Here is a 21831-nt window from a genome sequence, read left to right on the forward strand (position 1 = left end):
GTCCCTGCCCTGTCTGATTAGTTGTGGTGACGCACGGCGCGCAGGAACTCCTGGCGGGTGTTCTGGCTCGATTTGAACAGGCCGCCCAGCGAAGTGGTGGTGGTTGCGCTGGTAGCATCACGCACGCCGCGCGCTTTCACGCAGTAGTGCACCGCGTCGATAGACACCGCCACATTGTTAGTCCCCAACAGGGTTTGCAGTGCGGTCAGGATCTGCTGCGTCAGACGTTCCTGCACCTGCGGACGCTGGGCAAAGAACTGCACGATGCGGTTGATCTTGGACAGGCCAATGACCGTATCTTTTGGAATATAGGCCACCGTCGCTTTACCATCGATGGTCACAAAGTGATGCTCGCAGGTGCTGGTCAGCGTGATATCGCGTACCGTCACCATCTCATCGACCTTCATCTTATTTTCAATGACGGTGATTTTCGGGAAGTTCGCGTAATCCAGGCCGGAGAAAATTTCGTCGACGTACATCTTCGCGATGCGGTGCGGCGTCTCCATCAGGCTGTCGTCGCTCAGATCGAGATTCAGCAGTTGCATGATCTCCGTCATATGGCCGGCGATCAGACGCTTGCGGGTAACATTGTCCAGCTCCTGCACGGGCGGGCGCAGTGGCGTTTCAAGACCGCGCGCAACCAGCGCTTCATGGACAAGGGCTGCTTCTTTACTGAGTGATGACATTCTTTTCTCCTGCAGGTGTGGCGTCTTTTGCCCTCGTTGTGGCAAAAGTGTGCGCTCATTGTGCGTGAGGCGACGCACATAATCCAGTATTCACGACGATAATTATTGCAATTGCTGTTGCCTTTCAGCCTGACGGTTCCAGACTAACGCTCCGCCAACGAACAGCGCGATCCCCGCCAGCCCCAGCGCAGGTTCCAGACGGTGCGTGAGCCAGGTCGACAGAGCCGACGTGACCGGACCCACCAGCTGACCAATGGCATACCCGGTGGTGAGCAGTCCCGCCATTTAACGCGTGTGGTCTGGCGCCAGCTCGCGACCGTACAGAAGAGAGAGCTGCACGGCGCAGAGGAACCCGCCGCCCACCAGCAGCCCACCCGTCAGCAAGCCGCCTATGCCCGGCAGCAACCAGGCCGCCAGCACGCCAATCCCCTGTAACCAAAGAACAATCGCCAGCCTGCGGTTAGCGCTTGATGTATGCCGCAGGGCAATGCTCAGCGCAATCCCCAACACCGAGGCGGCGCCAAATATTGGCCAGACAAACTGGGCAAACAGGCTGCCGGGAAAACGCACCGCCGCCATTTGCGATAAAAAGGTCGCCGGGAGGATATAGCCGAACCCTGCCAGGCTGTAGCTCCAGACCAGACGCCGGAGATCCGCAGTCAGCAGCAACGGCTCAGGCGCGGTACCAGGGCGATGAAGCTGACCTGCGCGCGGCAGGTAGCGCGCCACCAGTACGATCAGCACCAGCGCCAGTACGCCGTAGATTTGCCATGCCGCCCCGGCGGACAAGGATTTCGCCTGAATATAGACCGCCAGCAGGCCGCTCAAGGCGATGCCGGCCCCGGGTCCGGCAAAGACGGCCGCACTGAGTCCCGGTTTGCCCAGCTGCCCCAGCCGCTCGTTGGTCCAGGCGGCAATCAGCACCATCGACCAGCCGCTCATGCAGCCGATCACAAAGCGCAGCAGACCGTGAACAACGGCATTCTCTGCCGCCGCGGAGAGCAGCGTCAGCGCCACCGCACCGGTGATGCCAAGCCAGAGGCGCGTTTCAACGAAGCGATGGGCGCGCATGGCATCCCATGCCCCTACCAGATAGCCCAGATAGTTCATTGCCGCCACCAGCCCCGCGCTGGTAAGCGTGAGTTGCCCGGCGGCTATCATCAGCGGCACCTGAGGCGTGAAGGCGAAGCGCCCTATCCCCATCGCCACGACCAGAACCACAAATCCGCTGAGCGCGATACGCAGCGACATGATCGCTCCAATTGTTAAAGAAAAGTAAATTTATGATGCAACATCTCGCCGTCCTGCGAAAGTGAAAGTTGCTCACAGGTCAATGAAAACTCTGTATTATGCGTTTTATGAATAGTCTTTCGTATAAGGAGCCCTGCATGGAACTGCTCGAAGAGCATCGTTGTTTTGAAGGTCGACAGCAGCGCTGGCGGCACGACTCCACCACGCTGAATTGTGCTATGACGTTCAGCATTTTCCTGCCCCCTGCGGACAACCCACCGGTGCTGTACTGGCTTTCAGGCCTGACCTGCAACGACGAAAACTTCACCACCAAAGCGGGCGCCCAGCGTATTGCCGCCGAACTGGGCATTGCGCTGGTGATGCCAGATACCAGCCCGCGTGGCGAGGACGTGGCCGACGATGCCGGATACGATTTGGGTAAAGGCGCCGGCTTCTATCTCAACGCCACGGAACAACCGTGGGCGCGCCATTACCGCATGTATGACTACATTCGCGATGAACTGCCTGCCCTGGTGCACTCTCAGTTCGCGGTCAGCGAGCGCTGCGCGATAAGCGGACATTCGATGGGTGGCCACGGGGCGCTGATAATGGCGCTAAAAAATCCGGTGAAATACACCAGCGTGTCCGCATTTGCGCCGATTGTGAACCCAACGCAGGTGCCGTGGGGGCAAAAAGCCTTTAGGCACTATCTGGGTGAAGATCTAGAGAAATGGCAGGAATGGGATAGCTGCGCGCTGATGCTGGCGAGCCAGTCAGAAGACGCTATCCCGATGCTGGTGGATCAGGGTGATGCCGATCAGTTCCTCGCCGGGCAGTTACAGCCTGCGGTGCTGGCGGAAGCCGCGCGCCAGAAGGACTGGCCGCTAACGCTGCGCATTCAACCGGGATACGACCACAGCTATTACTTCATGGCGTCCTTTATTGAGGATCATCTCCGCTTCCATGCGGAGCATCTGTTCAGGTAAGTTCCGCCTTTTGCCCGGTAGCGCCTCCTGCCTGCCGGGTCTTTCCCCTCCCCCTCTTTACATACTTCTATCCGCTTGAATCCAGCCTGTTTTCCGTCGTCATCACTCAAACACAAATGATTTCAATTATCATTTGTGTTTACAATTCTACATTCTTTTGTACAATTCCAGGCTCTTCTCCATCTCAAAGAGTTCTTACAAGACAAAAACATACAGTTCTCAGGGTTATCCCGATGGAGTTTTTTTCATTTTTATACGGAATGTACAAATGACAATACCACGCATTAAGCTCCTGGCCGTCGCCATTGGCGCTGCCACATGTTCCCCCTTCGTTCACGCAGCCGATCAGGACACCGTTGTCGTCACTGCAACGGGTTTTGAACAAAAGATCCAGAATGCCCCCGCCTCCATCTCTGTGATTTCAAAACAGCAGATTGAAGATAAAGCCTACCGTGATGTTACCGATGCCCTGAGAGATGTCCCGGGTGTTGTCGTGACTGGCGGCGGGAGCAGCAGTGATATCAGTATTCGCGGCATGGCCTCTCAGTACACCCTGTTCCTGGTGAACGGCAAACGCGTCAGTACGCGAAGCACCCGCCCCAACAGCGACAACTCGGGTATTGAACAAGGCTGGCTGCCGCCGCTGGAGTCCATTGAGCGCATCGAGGTCATCCGCGGCCCGATGTCCTCGCTTTACGGCTCCGATGCGATGGGTGGCGTCATTAACGTCATTACCAAAAAAGTCTCGAACACCAAAGCCTGGACCGGTTCGTTGCATGGCGATGAAACCTTCCAGGAAAATCATGATTCCGGCGATATCTTCCAGACCAACGCCTACGCCTCTGGTCCCCTGATCGACGGACTTCTGGGCGCAAAGGTGACGGGGCTGTTGTCACGCCGCGCAGAAGATAAAATCGTGAACGGCTATAACGAGCAGAAAATGCGTAACGGTGGCATTACGCTGAACTTCACGCCGGACGAGAAGAACGATTTCGACCTCGACTTTGCTCGCGAACTTCAGGACAGAAACAGCACCCCGGGGATGTCGAAAGCGGCTGAAACCTGCCGGGGAACAACCTGTACGCCAAATACCAAAAGCGACTCGCGCTATGAGCACACGACCTACTCGTTAACCCACAGTGGTTATTACGAAGACTTCAATACCACCAGCTATATCCAGCAGGAAGAGACCAATAATCCAGGTCGCGAAATGCGCTCCTATAACACCACCTTCAACAACCAGAACCAAATTTTCCTCGGCGATCATACGTTGACCCTCGGCGGGCAGTATCGCTATGAGAAACTGCGCGACAACGGTAATCAGCTGGAAGCTGCTGACGGCCTGAACAAACTGACGCGCTGGAGCTGGGCCCTGTTTGCCGAAGATGAATGGTCAATGACGGAAAGCTTTACGTTGACCGGCGGCCTGCGTATGGACAAAGACCAAAACTACGGTACTAACTGGACGCCGCGCGGTTACGGCGTATGGCACCTGGCCGATCAGTGGACGTTGAAAGGCGGGGTTTCTGCTGGCTATCGTGCGCCGGATCTGCGTCAGTCGTCTGCCAGCTGGGGCCAGGTGACAGGTGGCGGCCGTCTTGACGGTATCATCGTCGGCAACCCGGATCTGAAACCAGAGAAGAGCCTGAGCGAAGAGCTCGCCCTGCTCTGGGATAACAACGATGACCTGAATGCCGGCGTAACGCTGTTTAATACCAACTTCAAGGACAAAATTACGGAAGTTCGCCGCTGTAACAGCAGCGCCGATCCCGCCTGTACGATTGGCGGTCACAGCTATGATTTCGTCAGCGATCGCGTCAACGTGGACAAAGCCAACATGCGCGGTGTGGAGTCCTCCTTCGGGTGGAAGATCACGCGTGATGTGAACTGGACTGCAAACTACACCTATACAGAGTCCGAGCAGAAGAGCGGCCAGTTCTCCGGCAAGCCACTGAACAAAATGCCGAAACACATGTTCAACACCACCCTGGACTGGCAGGCGACGCCAGACGTCGGGTTCTGGAGCCGTCTGAACCTGCGCGGTAAAACGTCTGAGTACCTGAGCCGCACGTCAATGTCCCAGGGTACGCCGTCCTACACTCAGATTGATGTCGGTATGCGCTACAACGCCAACAAAAACCTGCTGGTTACTGCCGGTGTGTATAACGTGCTCGATAAGCAGATTGATTACGATACGTATGACACCGTGCTGGATGGCCGCCGCTATACCGTTGGCATGACCTACAGCTTCTGATCTGCCATAAAAAAGCCCGCTCAACTGAGCGGGCTAAAAGAGAGGAAGTGCGGTTATTATTTAAATCGTTCCGGGAAATCCATTTCACTGTAGCGAACGAAGCGTGTTCCTTTCGTCAGTTTGTAGCCAAACCAGATGATCAGGAACAGCGGAATGCCAATATAGGTGGCCGTGACGGCGCCCCAGTCAATGGTGTCCGCAAGGAAGGCCTCATAGTTCTGACCCAGGGTAATAATCAGGCACAGAACGAAGGCGAAGATCGGCCCCAGCGGGAAGAATCCTGACCGGTACGGCAGGTTATTCAGATCATGCCCCTGCTTGACGTACCCGCGACGGAAACGGTAGTGGCTGATGGCAATGCCCAGCCAGGCAATGAAGCCCGTCATACCAGAGGTGTTCAGCAGCCACAGGTAGACCGTCTGGTTGCCGAACATGGAGGTCAGGAAACAGAGACCCGCAATCACCGTGGTCGCATACAGCGCGTTGCGTGGCACGCCACCGCGAGACAGTTTCGAGAAAATACGCGGTGCTTTACCGTCGCAGGCCAGGGTGTAGAGCATGCGGGTGGAGGCGTACATCCCGGAGTTACCCGCAGACAGTACCGCCGTCAGGATCACCGCGTTCATCACCGCCGCCGCTGAGAGCAGACCCGCGTGCTGGAAGACCAGCGTGAACGGGCTGACGCTGATGTCTTTTACGTCGTTACGCAGCAGGCTTGGGTCGGTATACGGAATGATCAGGCTGATAATCAGGATCGCGAACACATAGAACAGCAGGATACGCCAGAACACCTGACGCACCGCGCGCGGAATATTCTTCTCCGGGTTTTCGGATTCACCGGCCGCAATGCCAATCAACTCGGTACCCTGGAAGGAGAAGCCGACAATCATCGCCACGCCAATCATCGCCGAGAAGCCCCCGGCAAACGGCGCATCGCCTATTGTCCAGTTACTCCAGCCCGCCGGTTCAGCCCCTTTGAAAATACCAACGATCATCGCCACACCGACGACGATAAAGATGATGACGGTTGCCACTTTAATCAAAGAGAACCAGTATTCCGCTTCGCCGAAACCGCGCACGGAGATGTAGTTCAGCAGGAAGATGACCGCCAGGAACAGGGCGCTCCAGATCCAGCCGGGCGTGTCCGGGAACCACCAGGTCATTACCAGCTGTGCCGCGACGAGGTCAACGGCGATGGTCACCGCCCAGTTGTACCAGTAGTTCCAGCCCAGCGCGAAGCCGAAGCCTTCCTCAACGTATTTTTGTCCGTAGGTCGAAAACGAACCAGACACCGGCATGTATGCCGCCAGTTCGCCCAGGCTGGTCATCAGGAAGTAGACCATCAGGCCAATCAGGATATAAGAGAATAATGCCCCACCCGGGCCGGCTGCCGAAATTGTTGCGCCAGAGGCAACGAAAAGACCCGTACCGATGGAGCCGCCAATGGCGATCATCGTCAGGTGACGCGCCTTAAGTGCGCGACGTAGCGCGGGCGCTTGTGTGGTTTTAGTTTCTGAAACCATGTGAAAATGCTGTCCATTCAATAAATGAGGCGCGATTGTAGCAGACGATCTGCGTTGCTTCCGGCAGAAATACTCAGTTATAAGAGAGCTTCATGACTCGGCCAGGATTATAAGTAAAGCATAATTTTTCCCTCTCCCCTTTGGGGAGAGGGCCAGGGTGAGGGGCGCTTTTACATCTCGCAGTAGCGCAGAAAACGCTGGAGCGAGCTGGAAAGGTGTTTCTGACGATGATGGATGCACCACAGCGTGCGCACCAGCTTCGGCAGCGGAACGGGGATCTCAACCAGTGAGCCGGTTTCCAGCTGTTCGGCAATCACCCGTCGGGAAAGACAGCTAATGCCCAGACCATGGCGTACGGCATGCTTAATGGCCTCGGAGTTACCTAATTCCATCCCTAACTGGAACTGCGGTAGATGGGACAGCAGCAGATAATCGACAATCTCACGCGTGCCGGAGCCCTGCTCTCGCAGGATCCACTGCGCTTGCGCCAGCCGCTCCAGCGTGACCTCGCCCTGGAGTAAAGAAGAGGCCGGAGAGGCAAACACCACCAGCTCATCCTCCAGCCAGGGCTCCGCAATGATATCCACGTTGTGGCACGGCCCTTCGATAAGCCCGATGTCCACGCGGAAATCAATCACCGCGTTGATCACGTCCTGGCTGTTGCCGACGCTCATCTCCAGCGGCAGGGTCGGAAAATCCCGGCGGTAGCGGGCAATCACTTCCGGCAGGATGTAGTTACCGATCGTGCTGCTGGCGTAGACGCGAATAGCGCCGTTGTCCTCGCGGAACAGCTGTTCGATCTCCGTCGCCTGCTCCAGTAAAGCCAGGGCACGCGGATACAGCAGGCGGCCATGTTCGTTCACCACCAGCCGCTTCCCTACCCTGTCGAAAAGCTGGACGCCCAGTTGCCCTTCAAGATCGGTCAAGGCCGCGCTAACGGCGGACTGCGAGAGCGCCAGCATTTGTGACGCCTGGGTTGTCGAGCCGCTTTTCAGCACCTCGGCAAAAACTTCCAGCTGACGCAATGTAATGTGCATGGTTGCTTACCACTTATAAAGATTGATTATAAATATATAATCAATTTTATTTTTAAGCCAGAGCGCCGTAACCTTTAGCCAGACAAAGGAGAAGGTTATGTCAGAAATCACCTTACAACATCATCGTACAGTGTGGCACTTCGTGCCGGGTCTCGCGCTCAGCGCCGTGGTTACCGGCGTGGCCTTATGGGGCGGCAGTATACCGGCGGTTGCCGGTGCAGGGTTCAGCGCCCTGACGCTGGCCATTCTGCTCGGCATGGTGGTCGGGAACACCGTTTACCCGCACATCTGGAAATCCTGCGACGGCGGCGTGATTTTCGCCAAGCAGCATTTATTACGTCTCGGGATCATCCTTTATGGCTTCCGTCTCACCTTTTCGCAGATTGCGGATGTGGGGGTCAGCGGGATTGCCATTGACGTCCTGACCCTTTCGAGCACCTTTTTACTGGCGTGCTTTATCGGCCAGAAGATCTTTGGGCTGGACAAACAGACCAGCTGGCTGATCGGTGCGGGTAGCAGCATCTGCGGCGCGGCGGCGGTACTGGCAACAGAACCCGTCGTTAAAGCCGAAGCCAGTAAAGTCACGGTTGCCGTCGCGACGGTAGTTATCTTCGGTACGCTGGCGATCTTCCTGTATCCGGCCATGTATCCGCTGGTGGCGCACTGGTTTAGTCCGGAAACCTACGGCATTTATATCGGCTCAACCATGCACGAAGTGGCGCAGGTGGTGGCGGCAGGTCACGCCATTAACCCGGAAGCGGAAAACGCGGCGGTCATCGCCAAAATGCTGCGCGTGATGATGCTGGCCCCGTTCCTGATTTTCCTCGCGGCGCGGGTTAAACAGCTTGCTCCGGCAGGCGGCAGCGAGAAAAGCAAAATCACCATTCCGTGGTTTGCGATCCTGTTCATCGTGGTCGCTGTCTTCAACTCTTTCCACCTGCTGCCAAAAGCGATGGTGGATATGCTGGTCACGCTGGATACGGTCCTGCTGGCGATGGCAATGGCGGCGCTGGGCATCACCACGCACGTCAGCGCGCTGAAAAAAGCCGGGGCGAAACCGCTGCTGATGGCGCTGGTGCTGTTCATCTGGCTGATAGTTGGCGGCGGTGCGATTAACCTTGCGGTACACAGCCTGTTGGCATAAACCATCTCGTCCTTCTCCTGTTAACCCGTTATCATAGGCATTTCGGGTTAACAGGAGTCTTTTTATGAAATATGTTGGAGCGCACGTCAGCGCTGCCGGTGGCCTTGCGAATGCCGCCATTCGCGCCGCCGAAATCGAGGCGACCGCTTTCGCCCTGTTCACCAAAAACCAGCGCCAGTGGCGCGCAGCTCCCCTCACCGCGGAAGTGATTGATGACTTCAAAGCCGCCTGCGAGAAATACGGCTACGGGCCTGGCCAGATCCTTCCCCATGACAGCTACCTCATTAACCTCGGTCACCCGGTTGCCGAGGCGCTGGAAAAATCCCGCGAAGCGTTCCTGGATGAGGTTCAGCGCTGTGAGCAACTGGGGCTAACGCTGCTGAATTTCCATCCCGGCAGCCATCTGATGCAAATCGACGAAGACGCCTGTCTGGCGCGCATCGCCGAGTCAATTAACATGACGCTGGATAAAACCCAGGGCGTGACGGCGGTGATTGAGAATACCGCCGGTCAGGGCAGCAACCTCGGCTTTAAGTTTGAGCATCTGGCGGCGATCATCGACGGCGTGGAAGACAAATCCCGCGTGGGCGTGTGCATTGATACCTGCCACGCGTTTGCGGCCGGTTATGACCTGCGCACAACCGAGGCCACAAAAAATACCTTCGAGGAGTTCGAGCGTATTGTTGGTTTTAAATATCTTCGCGGTATGCACTTAAACGATGCGAAAAGCGCCTTTGGTAGCCGCGTTGACCGCCATCACAGCCTGGGCGAAGGCAACATCGGCCACGATGCGTTCCGCTTTATCATGCAGGACGCTCGCTTCGACGGTATTCCGATGGTGCTGGAAACCATCAATCCGGACATCTGGGCAGAAGAGATTGCCTGGCTGAAGGCACAGCAAACCGCTGAACAGGCGGCATAAAAAAAGCCGGGTTGCATTAGCACCCGGCTTTTTTATTGCTTACCGCTTACGCTGCTTTCGCCACAACTTCCGCTTCCGGACGTTTCAGCACCGCGTAAGACAGGCCTGCCACCAGCGTACCGGCAACAATCGCCAGCAGATAACCCAGCACCGGCGTGATGGCGCCAGGGATCAGCAGGACGAACAGACCGCCGTGCGGCGCCATCAGTTTCGCACCTACGGCCATGGAGATAGCCCCCGTCACCGCACCACCCACGATACAGCACGGCAGAACACGCATTGGATCGCGCGCCGCAAACGGAATTGCGCCTTCGGTGATGAAGCACAGGCCCAGCACCAGCGCAGCTTTACCGCCTTCCTGCTGCGCTTTATCGAACTTACGACGGGCAATGATCGTCGCCAGGCCAAGCGCCAGCGGTGGCACCATACCTGCCGCCATGATCGCCGCCATCGGCGCGTAGGTCTGGGTACTCAGCAGGCCAACGCCAAACGCATATGCCGCTTTGTTCACCGGACCACCCATGTCGGTACACATCATACCGCCGAGGATTGCGCCCAGCAGCACCGCGTTCGCCGTCCCCATGGTTTGCAGCCAGTGGGTCAGGCCTTCCAGAATGCCCGCGACCGGCTTACCGATCAGGTAAATCATCGCCAGACCGACCACCAGGCTGGAAATCAGCGGGATGATCAGAATAGGTTTCAGCGCTTCCATACTCTGCGGCAGCTTCAGCTTCGAGCTGATCAGCTTCGCCACATAACCGGCGAGGAAACCGGCAATGATACCGCCGATAAAGCCAGAACCGGTGCTCACGGCCAGCATACCGCCGATAAGACCCGGCGTCAGACCAGGACGGTCAGCAATGGAGAAGGCGATAAAGCCCGCCAGCACTGGCACCATCAGCGCAAACGCGGAGCCGCCGCCAATCTGCATCAACGCGGCCGCCAGCGTGCCCGGCTCTTTAAACGCCTCGATACCAAAGGCGAAGGAGAGCGCAATACACAGGCCGCCCGCCACCACCATCGGCAGCATGTAGGACACGCCGGTCAGCAGGTGACGATACGCACCCGCAGACTCTTTTTTTCCTTCAGTCGCAGTTTTAGCCGCACCGGTTGCCTGATACGGTTTGGCTTCTGCCAGCGCCTTATCAAACTCCTGCGCGGTCTTCTTCAGCGCCAGGCCGGTAGAGGTACGGTACATAGGCTTGCCGGCAAACTTCGCCAGATCCACTTCGATATCCGCCGCCACAATCACCAGATCGGCTTCCGCCACCTCTTCAGGCGTGATGGCATTGCCCGCGCCAACAGAGCCGCGAGTTTCAACCTTTACCCACCAGCCACGTTTTTTCGCTTCGGTTTCAATGGCTTCAGCCGCCATAAAGGTGTGCGCCACACCTGTCGGGCAGGCCGTTACCGCAACAATGCGTTTCGGCCCAACGGCGGCAACCGGCGCCGCCTCAACAGGTGCGCTGTAAACCGTCGCATGACCTTTTGCTTCGCTCAGAAACAGTTCAGGATGTGCCACCGCGCGATTAATATCACCCAGCCACACTTTTTTGCCGTTCAGGGCGCTGTCAGCGGGGATTTTGTCGCCCAGAACAATCGCCATTTCAGCATCACCCGGGTTATCAATGATATCCAGGTGCGCTTTTTGTGCCGCCGCGCCCAGCAGGGCCTTCGCCATATAGGCACGAGCCTGTCCGAGACCGGAGTCAATGATCAGCAGCGTTTTCATTATTCCTCTCCTGCTGTTAGTTAAAAGGTTTTAAGTCAACGCGCGCCATCATCGCGGCTAACTGGGTACGATCGGTAATACCGACATTGCTCTGGCTCACGGCCAGGGCCGCAACGGCGGTAGCAAGACGTAAGGTATGTTCACTGGATTCGCGCATCAGCAGACCGTAGATCAGACCGCCAACCATCGAATCCCCGGCACCCACGGTGCTGACCACCTCCATTGAAGGCGGTTTGGCAATCCATTCCCCGGAGGCGTTAACCCACAGGGCACCTTCTGCACCCAGCGAAATCACCACGTGAGCGATACCCTGCTCGCGCAGCGCATGGGCAGCGTCAATCACATCCTTTAATTCTGGCAGCTTACGGCCCGCCCAGATCTCCAGTTCGCGGCGATTAGGCTTAACCAGCCACGGAGAGGCTTTCAGACCGGCGACCAGCGCGTCGCGGCTGCTGTCGAAAATAATGCACGGGCACTGGCTGCGCAGGCGCGTCATCCAGTCGGTGAACGCTTCCGGGCTGACGCCGGAGGGCAGACTGCCGCTGACGCACACCATGTCAAACTGGCCCAGCCAGCTCAGGGAATCGGCAACAAAGCGCTCCCAGTCAGCCGGGGTCACTTCGAAGCCGGAGAAGTTCAGATCGGTCACTTCACCGTCTTTCTCGGTCAGCTTAACGTTAATGCGGGTACGGCCCTGCACAACCTGAAAACGGTTGGCGATGCCCAACTCGCTGAACAGCTGCTGAAAACCGTCCTGGTTGTCTTTACCGAGGAAACCGCCAACGGTGACGTCGATGCCGAGATCTTTCAGCACCTTCGCCACGTTAATCCCTTTTCCTGCGGCATGCAGGCCGGTCGTCCGCACCAGGTTAACTTCGCCACGCTCAATTTCCGGGCAGAAGCCCACCAGATCGTAAGCCGGGTTCAGCGTAATGGTCGCAACACGTCTGCTCATTATGCGCCCTCCCCCAGACCGGCCGCGATGGCGTCGCCAATCGCTTTCAGCGCCTGTTCAGCATCCGCACCCTGCGCGGTAAAGCGCAGACGATGGCCTTTCTTCACGCCCAGCGCGACAACTTTCATCAGGCTGCGCCCGTTGGCTGGTTTACCCGAACCGTCCAGATTGGTCACGGTGATCTCACTTTCAAATTGTTTAATGGTATTCACCAGCATGGTGCCCGGACGGGCATGCAGGCCATGTTCGTTACGCACCACGTACTCTGCGCTCAGCAGGTCATCCGTCAGCGCATCGTCGCTGGTCAGCAGAGCCAGCACCGTCGCCGCGTCTGCGTTCAGCAGTTTTTCAGCTTTATTGTTCAGCAGCAGATCGCCCAGACGCTTCAGCACGGAAACCGGCTGATCGTCAGTCATGGCAACCGTTACCAGCATCGCGGCGCGTTCGCCGTCTGTCTCAAAGGCAACCGCAGCACGGCTGACCGCGATAGCGCTACGCAGGTTACCTTCAGCACTGTCGTTCAGCCAGATGCCCTGACCCAGGTTTAATGGCTTATCATTGATTGCGCGCGTCACAAAAGCGGAATCTGCCGCACCGACCTCTTTCAGGCGAGCCGCATTCAGCGCCTGGAGCGTTACCAGATCGGACGCAACGACGTCCAGCGTCAGGGTTTCATTATCCAGCTTCAGCGCTTCGCTCTGTTTTTCGCCCATCAGCAGGGCACGCAGTTCTTCAGCAGTGGTGGCGGATTTAAGCTGTTCCGCGACGGCATCATCACTCAGCACGTGCGTCAGCTGACGCAGCAGGCCCAGGTGTTCGTCACCGCTGGCCGCGATGCCGATCGCCACATAAGCCACCTGACCCTCGCCCCACAGCACGCCCTGCGGGAACTGGAAGACCTGCACACCGGTTTTCAGCACCTGATCGCGGGTGTCCGTGGTGCCGTGCGGAATTGCAATACCGTTACCGAGGAAGGTGGAGGTCTGCTGTTCACGCGCCAGCATGCCGTTGACGTAGCCGTCAGCCACGTTGCCAGCCTGCACGAGCGCAGCGGCGACCTGGCGAATAGCCTCTTCTTTATTCCCGGCCTGTTCGCCCGGGTGAATATCCTGAACAGATAACTGGAACATGATTCTCCTCTCCTGCTGAAATTGAATCGTTTCAGCTTAACTGAGAAAATAGGCGCTAACCTGCTTCTTCAGGACATGCAAGATAGCGCTGAAACGTTTCAAGAAGTCTTGTCTTTTCTACAAAAGGTTGCAAGAAAAGTTACATTTCTTGTTGCAGAATTTAGAAGTGCAGCACATTTCTTCTTCAGTTCAGGGGATTTTGTTGATGTTCAGCAAACAGGTTCAGCACGCTTCAGCGAGGCGGCGCGAAAGTGAAATGCCATTTTGATTTTTTGTAGCAATCTTGACTTTACCCTCTGTTTATTTAATGACGGGCGGCGTAAACTCCGCCTCTCTCTGTTACTCGCAAAGACTGAACATGCATAACACCCCCGCTGCCGCCTCACCAAAGCCCTTTGATTTGACGTCAACGGCGTTTTTGATCGTTGCTTTCCTCACCGGTATTGCCGGTGCGTTACAAACGCCTACGCTGAGCCTCTTTCTGACCAACGAAGTCCACGCCCGCCCGGCGATGGTTGGCTTCTTCTTTACCGGGAGCGCCATCATTGGCATTTTTGTCAGCCAGTTTCTTGCCGGTCGTTCAGACCGCAAAGGCGATCGCAAAAGCCTGATCGTTTTTTGCTGCCTGCTCGGGGTATTTGCCTGCCTGCTGTTTGCCTGGAACCGTAACTACTTCATTCTGCTGTTCGTGGGCGTCTTCCTGAGCAGCTTCGGCTCGACCGCCAACCCGCAGATGTTCGCCCTTGCCCGCGAGCATGCCGACCACACCGGGCGGGAAGCGGTGATGTTCAGCTCGATACTGCGCGCGCAGGTGTCGCTGGCGTGGGTGATTGGCCCCCCGCTTGCCTACGCGCTGGCGATGGGTTTTGGCTTTACGGTGATGTACCTCAGCGCAGCCGTGGCCTTCGTGGTATGCGGCGCGATGGTCTGGTTCTTCCTGCCCTCCATGCGTAAAGAGCCGAAAGTGGCGACTGGTACGCTGGAAGCTCCGCGACGCAACCGCCGCGACGCACTGCTGTTATTCATTATCTGTACGCTGATGTGGGGAACGAACAGCCTCTATATCATTAATATGCCGCTGTTTATTATTGATGAGCTGCATCTGCCGGAGAAGCTGGCCGGGATCATGATGGGAACCGCCGCGGGGCTTGAGATCCCCACCATGCTGATTGCGGGTTATTACGCGAAGCGCTTCGGCAAGCGCTTTTTGATGCGCGTCGCCGCCGTAGCCGGGCTGCTGTTTTATGTCGGTATGCTGACGGTTCATACGCCAGCCCTGCTTCTGGCTTTACAGCTGCTGAACGCCATTTACATCGGTATTCTGGCCGGTATCGGCATGCTCTACTTTCAGGACCTGATGCCGGGTCAGGCAGGCTCTGCCACCACCCTTTATACGAATACCACCCGCGTGGGCTGGATTATTGCAGGCTCACTGGCGGGCGTTGTGGCTGAAATCTGGAACTATCATACGGTGTTCTGGATTGCGCTGGTGATGTGCGTCATGACGCTGAGTTGCCTGACGCGAATCAAAGACGTTTAAGGCGCGGTGAGCGCTTCCAGCTCAAGCAGATAAGTGATGGCCTGCTGGCGCGTACTGCCGCACATTTCGGCGTCAGGCTGGAGCCCGGAGCACACCTTCGGGCGCAGGGGCGAGCCAAAGATCATGCACAGGTTAGTGTCAGAGAGCTGAACGCAGCGGGTATTGGCAGGCTTGCCTAACATACAATTATTCACTGTTTAAAATCCACATTCCTGCTGTTAGCATCAGGTCCATTTGATCAATCAATACCATTCGAAGGGAATCACACTTAATGAAACCTAAGCTGTATTCGTACGTGCGTTTTTCATCTGTGAAACAACGGGAAGGTAACTCCCTGGAACGTCAGCAAGATACCGCTCTAAAAATTGCGGCCCGTTATAATCTCGAACTTGATACAACGGCTTTCCACGATCTCGGCATGTCCGCGTTCAAAGGAAAAAATGCTCATGAAGGGAAGCTATCGGAGTTCATCAAGCAGATTGGGGTTAAAGTTCCCGTTGGTTCGTGGCTAGTAGTCGAAAATCTTGACCGCATTAGTCGTGATGATGCCTGGACCGCTTTGGATATATTCAAGAGCATACTTAGCAAGGGGATAGTTGTTGTTACTGGCATGGATGAAAAGGTCTATAAGTACGCGGACGTAAAGAATAATCCAACCGATTTAATCATTTCATTGTTGATGTTCACACGCGCCCACGACGAATCGTTGACAAAAAAGAATCGGGTTGAAGCCCAAGCCCGTTCACTGATACGGCACAACCTGACAAGAGAAGCGGGAACGCCAGCAAAAGCAATAGAATCAGTGGGTCAGAATGTCTGGTGGGTAGATACAAAATCAGGATACGTTACCCCACACTCAATGTATTTTGCAGCAGCGCAAAAGATTATAGAGCTGAAACAAAACGGTGAAACTCTTCTTGGAATCCAAAGATATCTTAACGAACATTACCCGGCCCCTAAAAAGAGGGTTTATAAAGACCAGACAGGTCAAGCACTGACGCCCAAAACGGAACAATGGGGCAAGCATTTAATTCGAACCTTCTTGAACCCTACTGTTTATGGACAAAAAGTCTTTACGCTGGATAAGCGCGATGAATCAGGTGTCGTGATATACGATCCGGATTCAGAAGAACCATTGAAAGAAATATTCATTATTCCTGATTACTACCCGGCCCTGATTTCAGAAATAGACTATATGACTCTATCAAAACTGGACCGACACCGAGCGGTTACTAGAAGCTCCTCAAAATACCCAGAGGGCAACCCTGAACCCGAAATCCCGTTACTATCAGGAATTGGAATTCTTTTCTGTGGGAAATGTGGATCTTTTATGTTCAAATCAGGTTCAACCGAAAATAAATACCGTTATATCTGTGGCTCAAAAATTGTTCAGGGTAAACCTTGCGGTAAAAAAGGGTTTACGGCATACCAGCTTGAGCACACTGTTTTGCAACTAATTGCTGATCACGTCTGGAACAACCACCAAGAAGATAAAACGGCATGGTATGAATCTGAGATTGAAAAGATCTCAGAATCTATTGATAAGCTTCTGAAACTGGCAACTTTAACGGATAGCCTCGAAGAGCTTGCAGAACAGATTAATCTGAATAAACATAATAAAGCGAAGCTTGAGAGAGAATTTCATCAGTACAAAATCAACCGTTCAGAAATTCAAACTACGGGCTGGCAACAATTCCGAAAATTTGATGTGCATGATACAAAGAACCCTAACCGTAAGCAGATCAGACTAAAGGTAAAGCAAGCTATCAGACGCATTGATTGTTACGATATTGATGGGCGTCATGGTCATTTCGAAGTAACCTTCGCGGACGAGACAAAGCAAAGAATCGTGATTAAGTTCAATCGCAACCGATCACCTGGAGTTTCGTATGTAGAAGCGCAAACAGTCAATGATCATGACTTACTAAAAATGCAAGGACTTGTGCTGCATTCCTTTATTGATGTACTTATTTCTCCTGACAAATTTGCGCAGCATATTCAGGAAAAACACGAAGTCAGCCTTCTTAACCCGACGTATATCACTGAGCTAGAAGATGGTATTAGACGCGATGAAGTCAATGGAATAGCTATCAGGGTGGATGGCACTACAAGCAAATCATATGCAACGATAAACGGCATTAAGCATGTGATTAACTCGCTAGAAGACTTAAATAAAATTTCAAACTAAAATCACTCTTACCTATTAGCCAAGGGGAAGCCAATCAACTTCCCCGATAAACCTATACTGGATTCATCTCCCTAGTAATACTGACGTTCCACTTTCAGCAAAGAATGGTTTTTCATGGGGATGCTATCATATAATTGATGAAGGCATGAATAATTTTACTATATTTTAATCCATGGCGGGCAGGCCTATACTCAGACTATTTATTTCGTGTTAATGCAGTATTCCATGCTTTCAATATGGTAAATCATTTCTTCAATCTTGATTAGCTCTAAACGTTCACTTTCAGGATCAATTTCGGTCTCGATTAAATCAGCAACGTAAACAGGCTCTGTTACGTCTAAATCTTCCGGTGCTTGCTCCACTACCTGTACGGCTTCTATTGCGTCCAAAATGTCCTCTGGGGCGTATTGGTACGGTTCATCAATAATCGCTGCTTCTGGGGCTGCTGAATCGGTTTTAACTAACTGGCCTTTCATAGCGTCGCCACGGGCTTTCATTGGCTTCGTATCTTCGAACGCGATTAGGAATTCATTTGCGGTATCGCCCGAAACCTTTTTCCACATACCAAGGAAGTAATCTTGTCGAGCGTTCACGCATGAATGCTTTTTCTCAACGATAATGTCTGCGGAAAGCATCAGGACCGAGCCGCAATTGTTCCCACGGCGACGGAAGCAAACACCCAGAGCGGGTTTATTCATCTTGCTATTCTGGGTGTAGAAGCAACGGTAAGCATCACCCAGCGCCATTGAATTAACTTGCTTGATGAATTTTGGGAAAGCCTGCCGGATCGCTTTATCGTAAAGACCGCTAATACGAAGAGCTCTCTTTAAATCCTCTATGGACTCCGCAACATACGCAATAGGAGAAAGTGGGGAATTTTGGTCATGCTTTGAATATTTTGTGTTAGTGCGATTCATGCGTCCATCATAAAAAAAGTACTGAATAAAGTTCATATAACTATCTGTTTTTCCTAAAGTTGAATTCGATTCTTCTGATTGTATTCTGTTAGTACAGAGGGCTTTTTGTCTGGGTTAAGTTCAACGATTTAACGAACGCTAATCCGAATATATCCATCGAACAATACAAAGTTTCTTATGAAATGCATGATTCTTTCGGTAATTCATTTTTTACCTTCAGTATCAATGGCAAGCCATTTGGAAGCCAATATGACAAGATCATCTCCTGATAGCTTTCTTGGTCTCATTTAATACTCCCTGGCTGCAAAACTTTATTATTAGCTTCCTATAAGTTGTCAATGCTAACAAGTTTTTTTATCACATATCTATTTAGAGCGTCATTTTTCACGCGCTCAAAGAAATAGTACAAGTATAATTCAATTTAGTGTCCAATCCCTTAATTGTATAAAAAAAGAAATTTATGACTTTTATTTAGTCAATAAAAAGTGTTTCTCACTACATGGTTTAGTGTTGACTTGGAATACTCACAAACAAGCACTTCTCCAAAGCTAATCAATGAACTCTCAACAGCTCTTTTGGTAACGCTCTAATCAACTGAGCGTTCAGCAAATAGATCGGGGAAGTTGGTTATCTCGCTTTGCTGGTATCTCTATTTTAGTTAGAGAAGGGATAACCTGAACAGGGTTTCTCACCCAAGTAAACCTCAGAAATTAATGAATTAAATACCTTACAGAAGTCGTTACAACAACTTCAAGGGCGTAAGCACCGAAGGGCGAAGCCCGAAGGGATTTCGAGCGTAGCGAAGAAATCTAGTGAATGAATCCAATCGTTCAATGATCTAATAACGGTCAATAGCGCTTCGCGCACTCGCTTCGCTCGTAGATTTTTGAAGTGACCTTTATCCTTGTAACATGGTTATCATTGTTATTTTTACTATATAGAAGGGAACTCAAACCCTGTTACAGCAAGGGTTTACAGCCTCCTAGATCGACAAAACTCAGTAATAGAATGCGGTTTTCAGCCCCCCTAGATCGACAACCCCGCCCCCTTTCCACCAACGCCTTCTAAAAGACAAAACACACTAAAAGCCAGCGCTATTGGTGGAAAGGCATTGTGACCCAAGCAGTTGCCTCCTCAATCGCATAGAACACTTCTGTTTGCGCTATGCACGAGACCCGGGGCTGGATTATCAGGTAGATATACCTTTATGCAAAGAGGATTGTGGGTTTGCCTAGTTGAGCCTGAAATCTTTCTCAACACGACCAGCAAAGAGGAGTTTTCCATCCCACGCATGCAATCCCAAAAAACTTAAAACGCTTGAATAACATATACTTAATCTTAATTCCTGTAACTTTCGGTATATCTATTGAATCAATCGATCGTTTTTATAGATCAATTTCTCGATATTGATAGATTTTACAGATCAATGTAAGATCATGATTCTTCAGTAGGTGTTTCTCGTAAGCAAGACTCACGGAACGAGTGCTCTGCCCCCCGATCAAGTGCGAAAGAAAGAAGGTATCCAGAATGACTATCCTTATACAAACGTTAAAAATCATGGCATCAGGCGTTGTTCTCATTTCATGTATGGCTACCGCATCTAATACCGTCTATTTATTACCAGAGGCAAAATCAGCGGGTGTCGCCAGCAGCGACCAAAAAGCCCTGATGTTTCTCGGGATGGACAGGGATGTAAATCTGAAGGGAATATGCTTCGCGATGGCAAAGCAATCATCATCGATTGTGCCGCTGGTAGATATCACTGCTACAACTAATAGTGGTAGATTCAAAATGCACGGACTACGCCCAAAGAATAACGAGGATACGAAGGAATTAGTCTGTTCACTTGGCTCAGAAGCTGGGGCTTTCTTGACTGGCATTGCGAAGTCAACCACAGTCAACGTGAAGATGGATTTCAATGGCGAGATCCGCATTTATAGTTTCAACACTACAGAGTTCAGGAAAATACTGACTGTCAATGGTCAAGGCGTGTGGGACAAAGCAGCTAAAGAGTATGCTCAGGGAGTTCGCGCACCCATTTTCTATAATAACAACCTTGAAGCCACCAATAACAATACAGCAACCTCAAATGTCGATACACACAGTTATGAAGCAAGCGATGAGAGACTAAATTTGGTCTGGAAAAACCTTAGCCCTGAAACACGAAAACGCTTACTCCCTTCTCAAAGAGAATGGATAAAACAAAAATCCGACTGCAATAACGAGCAGAAATGCCTTATCAACATGACGAACAATCGTATTCGTGAACTGGAATCTGAAAATGAAAAATAAAGCACTGACATTGGTTTTAAAAAATGACTGGATAACTTCGTCTTCTCGTCAAACCTATAATGGAAAATACGTGGTTGGACATTTTCACCTGACAGATAAGTTTATCGTTGAATATATGAATCTGATACATGGAGTCGAAATACCTGATTCATGGATAAGTAGCTGCTTCACTAATATATCAGATACTGATACCCGTAAGGTTATGTATATGGAGGGCTGCGATTTGTTATCTAAACATATAATAAATGAGATCCGTAACGCAGTTAAGTCTCCCACTGATAACGTAAAAACATACCGTAATGGTAAGCATATTGTTAAGATAGAAGTTATGGAAAAGCAAAATGATAGCAGACTCTAAATTTCACTTTAAAAAAACGATTGTAACTGTTGCCATCTCCTTCGGGATTTATATGTTGAACGGTTTAGCAATAACACCAACCCAAGCCAGCACATATGAATCAATACAAGTATCATACAGAGACTCAACTTCTTTGCAACAAAAAGAGCAACTATCCAAACCATCAATAATCGATATACTTCCAAGGGTGTATACTACCGGGGAAGTTTATGCGAAGTTTAAAGAACACGAATTCAGGGCAACGAATGATTTCAAGAAATGTCGCTTGATGGTTACTGGTAAAATTAAAAGCATCGGTACAGTCACTTTCAGTAAAAAACCGTTAGTAACGTTATATATCCCTGATTCGAATGAAGGGATAAAATTCATTTTCGAAAATACGGATTATGATAACGATAAGGTAGCAACGTTAAACTTGGGAGATATAGCAATTATTGCAGGACGGAATGCACGTCCAGGAACATTTGATGGTATTTTTTTAGATCGTTCGCAAATCATGACTAATATGATTTCAAAAAAGAAAAGACAGCTGCTGGCTGTAAATGGTGGCGTCTACGATCGGGAGATTTGCCAGAAGTAACGCTCTATACGATCTTCAAATGCAGGGGCGCCCCCCTGCATCACTAATCAAAATATTAACTTATTTAATCAATATATGACCCACTGATTAGGATTAGATAAAAACATATCCGACCAAGAAAATAACAACGTTCAACCATATGTAGTGTCAGCGACGCTGGGGTTTTTATGTGTCGCAAACTGTATCCAATTTTGTAACGCAGCAGAAGCGCTAAATCTTAACACGCTGCCATCCACAGTGAAGATTCCAGTAGTTTACCCAGTCAACATTATCATGGTTGATTAGCCAAATCGATAAAAATTGCACGTAAAAATGAAATCAACCATTAGCAAACTCAAGAAGATCATGCTATTGACT

General features: G+C 52.1%; 18 protein-coding genes and 1 pseudogene. 10 read left to right on the plus strand and 9 right to left on the minus strand.

From position 1 onward, the window contains the following. Positions 1–17 precede the first annotated feature (17 nt). Together folE and RY075_RS15420 are read right to left on the minus strand one after the other, a co-directional pair. Complete coding sequence (gene folE, locus RY075_RS15415; protein WP_003859328.1) at positions 18–686, minus strand: GTP cyclohydrolase I FolE; 669 nt, start codon at positions 684–686, stop codon at positions 18–20. Positions 687–788: 102 nt separating this feature from the next. Next, positions 789–1937, minus strand: a pseudogene (locus RY075_RS15420) (YbfB/YjiJ family MFS transporter). Positions 1938–2074: 137 nt separating this feature from the next. On the opposite strand from RY075_RS15420, the gene fghA reads away from it, so the two are divergent. Together fghA and RY075_RS15430 are read left to right on the plus strand one after the other, a co-directional pair. Beyond that, positions 2075–2902: an S-formylglutathione hydrolase gene (gene fghA / locus RY075_RS15425; protein ID WP_232967276.1), complete on the plus strand. Its 828-nt coding sequence runs from the start codon at positions 2075–2077 to the stop codon at positions 2900–2902. Between the two features lie 268 nt (positions 2903–3170). Next, positions 3171–5156 (plus strand): ligand-gated channel protein, encoded by a 1986-nt coding sequence (locus tag RY075_RS15430; RefSeq protein WP_276191134.1) that lies wholly within the window; start codon positions 3171–3173, stop codon positions 5154–5156. 56 nt (positions 5157–5212) lie between these two features. Here the strand turns inward: RY075_RS15430 and RY075_RS15435 are convergent, their stop codons facing one another. Continuing rightward, positions 5213–6679, minus strand: coding sequence for an amino acid permease (locus tag RY075_RS15435; RefSeq protein ID WP_003859336.1), 1467 nt, complete (start codon positions 6677–6679; stop codon positions 5213–5215). A 170-nt stretch (positions 6680–6849) separates the two neighbouring features. Further along, positions 6850–7716, minus strand: a complete 867-nt coding sequence (yieE, locus tag RY075_RS15440; protein WP_003859337.1) for a DNA-binding transcriptional regulator YeiE — start codon at positions 7714–7716, stop codon at positions 6850–6852. A gap of 97 nt (positions 7717–7813) precedes the next feature. Between yieE and RY075_RS15445 the strand changes: the two genes are divergently transcribed. Beyond that, positions 7814–8860 (plus strand): YeiH family protein, encoded by a 1047-nt coding sequence (locus tag RY075_RS15445; RefSeq protein WP_003859339.1) that lies wholly within the window; start codon positions 7814–7816, stop codon positions 8858–8860. A gap of 64 nt (positions 8861–8924) precedes the next feature. Beyond that, entirely contained in the window at positions 8925–9782 is an 858-nt protein-coding gene (gene nfo / locus RY075_RS15450) for a deoxyribonuclease IV (RefSeq protein ID WP_003859342.1), read from the plus strand. A gap of 46 nt (positions 9783–9828) precedes the next feature. Here the strand turns inward: nfo and fruA are convergent, their stop codons facing one another. The 3 genes from fruA to fruB are packed head-to-tail and all read right to left on the minus strand — an operon-like array spanning position 9829 to position 13599. Beyond that, entirely contained in the window at positions 9829–11514 is a 1686-nt protein-coding gene (gene fruA, locus RY075_RS15455; protein ID WP_109949179.1) for a PTS fructose transporter subunit IIBC, read from the minus strand. Between the two features lie 16 nt (positions 11515–11530). After that, on the minus strand, positions 11531–12469 hold the full coding sequence (gene fruK / locus RY075_RS15460; RefSeq protein ID WP_006811313.1) for a 1-phosphofructokinase: 939 nt from the start codon (positions 12467–12469) through the stop codon (positions 11531–11533). Beyond that, complete coding sequence (gene fruB, locus RY075_RS15465; protein WP_023314548.1) at positions 12469–13599, minus strand: fused PTS fructose transporter subunit IIA/HPr protein; 1131 nt, start codon at positions 13597–13599, stop codon at positions 12469–12471. The genes fruK and fruB overlap by 1 nt, the downstream gene beginning before the upstream one ends. 75 nt (positions 13600–13674) lie before the next feature. On the opposite strand from fruB, the gene RY075_RS15470 reads away from it, so the two are divergent. Together RY075_RS15470 and setB are read left to right on the plus strand one after the other, a co-directional pair. Then, positions 13675–13854: a hypothetical protein gene (locus RY075_RS15470; protein ID WP_136129487.1), complete on the plus strand. Its 180-nt coding sequence runs from the start codon at positions 13675–13677 to the stop codon at positions 13852–13854. A 103-nt stretch (positions 13855–13957) separates the two neighbouring features. Next, entirely contained in the window at positions 13958–15139 is a 1182-nt protein-coding gene (gene setB / locus RY075_RS15475; RefSeq protein WP_032609703.1) for a sugar efflux transporter SetB, read from the plus strand. Here the strand turns inward: setB and RY075_RS15480 are convergent. Beyond that, positions 15136–15321: a Fe-S-cluster oxidoreductase gene (locus RY075_RS15480; protein WP_074185052.1), complete on the minus strand. Its 186-nt coding sequence runs from the start codon at positions 15319–15321 to the stop codon at positions 15136–15138. The two genes, setB and RY075_RS15480, sit on opposite strands and share 4 nt — an antisense overlap. 89 nt (positions 15322–15410) lie before the next feature. Here RY075_RS15480 and RY075_RS15485 point away from each other — a divergent pair, with 89 nt between their 5' ends. Further along, positions 15411–17327, plus strand: coding sequence for a recombinase family protein (locus RY075_RS15485; protein ID WP_338627819.1), 1917 nt, complete (start codon positions 15411–15413; stop codon positions 17325–17327). A 200-nt stretch (positions 17328–17527) separates the two neighbouring features. Here the strand turns inward: RY075_RS15485 and RY075_RS15490 are convergent, their stop codons facing one another. Then, positions 17528–18280 (minus strand): hypothetical protein, encoded by a 753-nt coding sequence (locus tag RY075_RS15490; protein WP_338627820.1) that lies wholly within the window; start codon positions 18278–18280, stop codon positions 17528–17530. A gap of 1491 nt (positions 18281–19771) precedes the next feature. On the opposite strand from RY075_RS15490, the gene RY075_RS15495 reads away from it, so the two are divergent. From RY075_RS15495 to RY075_RS15505, 3 genes are read left to right on the plus strand one after another with little or no spacing between them, the layout of a single operon-like run. Then, positions 19772–20536 carry a lysozyme inhibitor LprI family protein gene (locus tag RY075_RS15495; protein ID WP_338627821.1) on the plus strand — a complete coding sequence of 255 codons (765 nt, stop codon included), beginning with the start codon at positions 19772–19774 and terminating at the stop codon, positions 20534–20536. After that, on the plus strand, positions 20526–20894 hold the full coding sequence (locus tag RY075_RS15500) for a hypothetical protein (RefSeq protein WP_338627822.1): 369 nt from the start codon (positions 20526–20528) through the stop codon (positions 20892–20894). Before RY075_RS15495 ends, RY075_RS15500 begins: the two co-directional genes overlap by 11 nt. After that, entirely contained in the window at positions 20878–21474 is a 597-nt protein-coding gene (locus RY075_RS15505; RefSeq protein WP_338627823.1) for a hypothetical protein, read from the plus strand. Before RY075_RS15500 ends, RY075_RS15505 begins: the two co-directional genes overlap by 17 nt. Positions 21475–21831: the final 357 nt, after the last annotated feature.

Origin of the sequence: Enterobacter sp. JJBC, assembly GCF_036936505.1 — a bacterium.
In the GTDB taxonomy this organism is placed as follows: Bacteria; Pseudomonadota; Gammaproteobacteria; order Enterobacterales; family Enterobacteriaceae; genus Enterobacter; species Enterobacter hormaechei_C.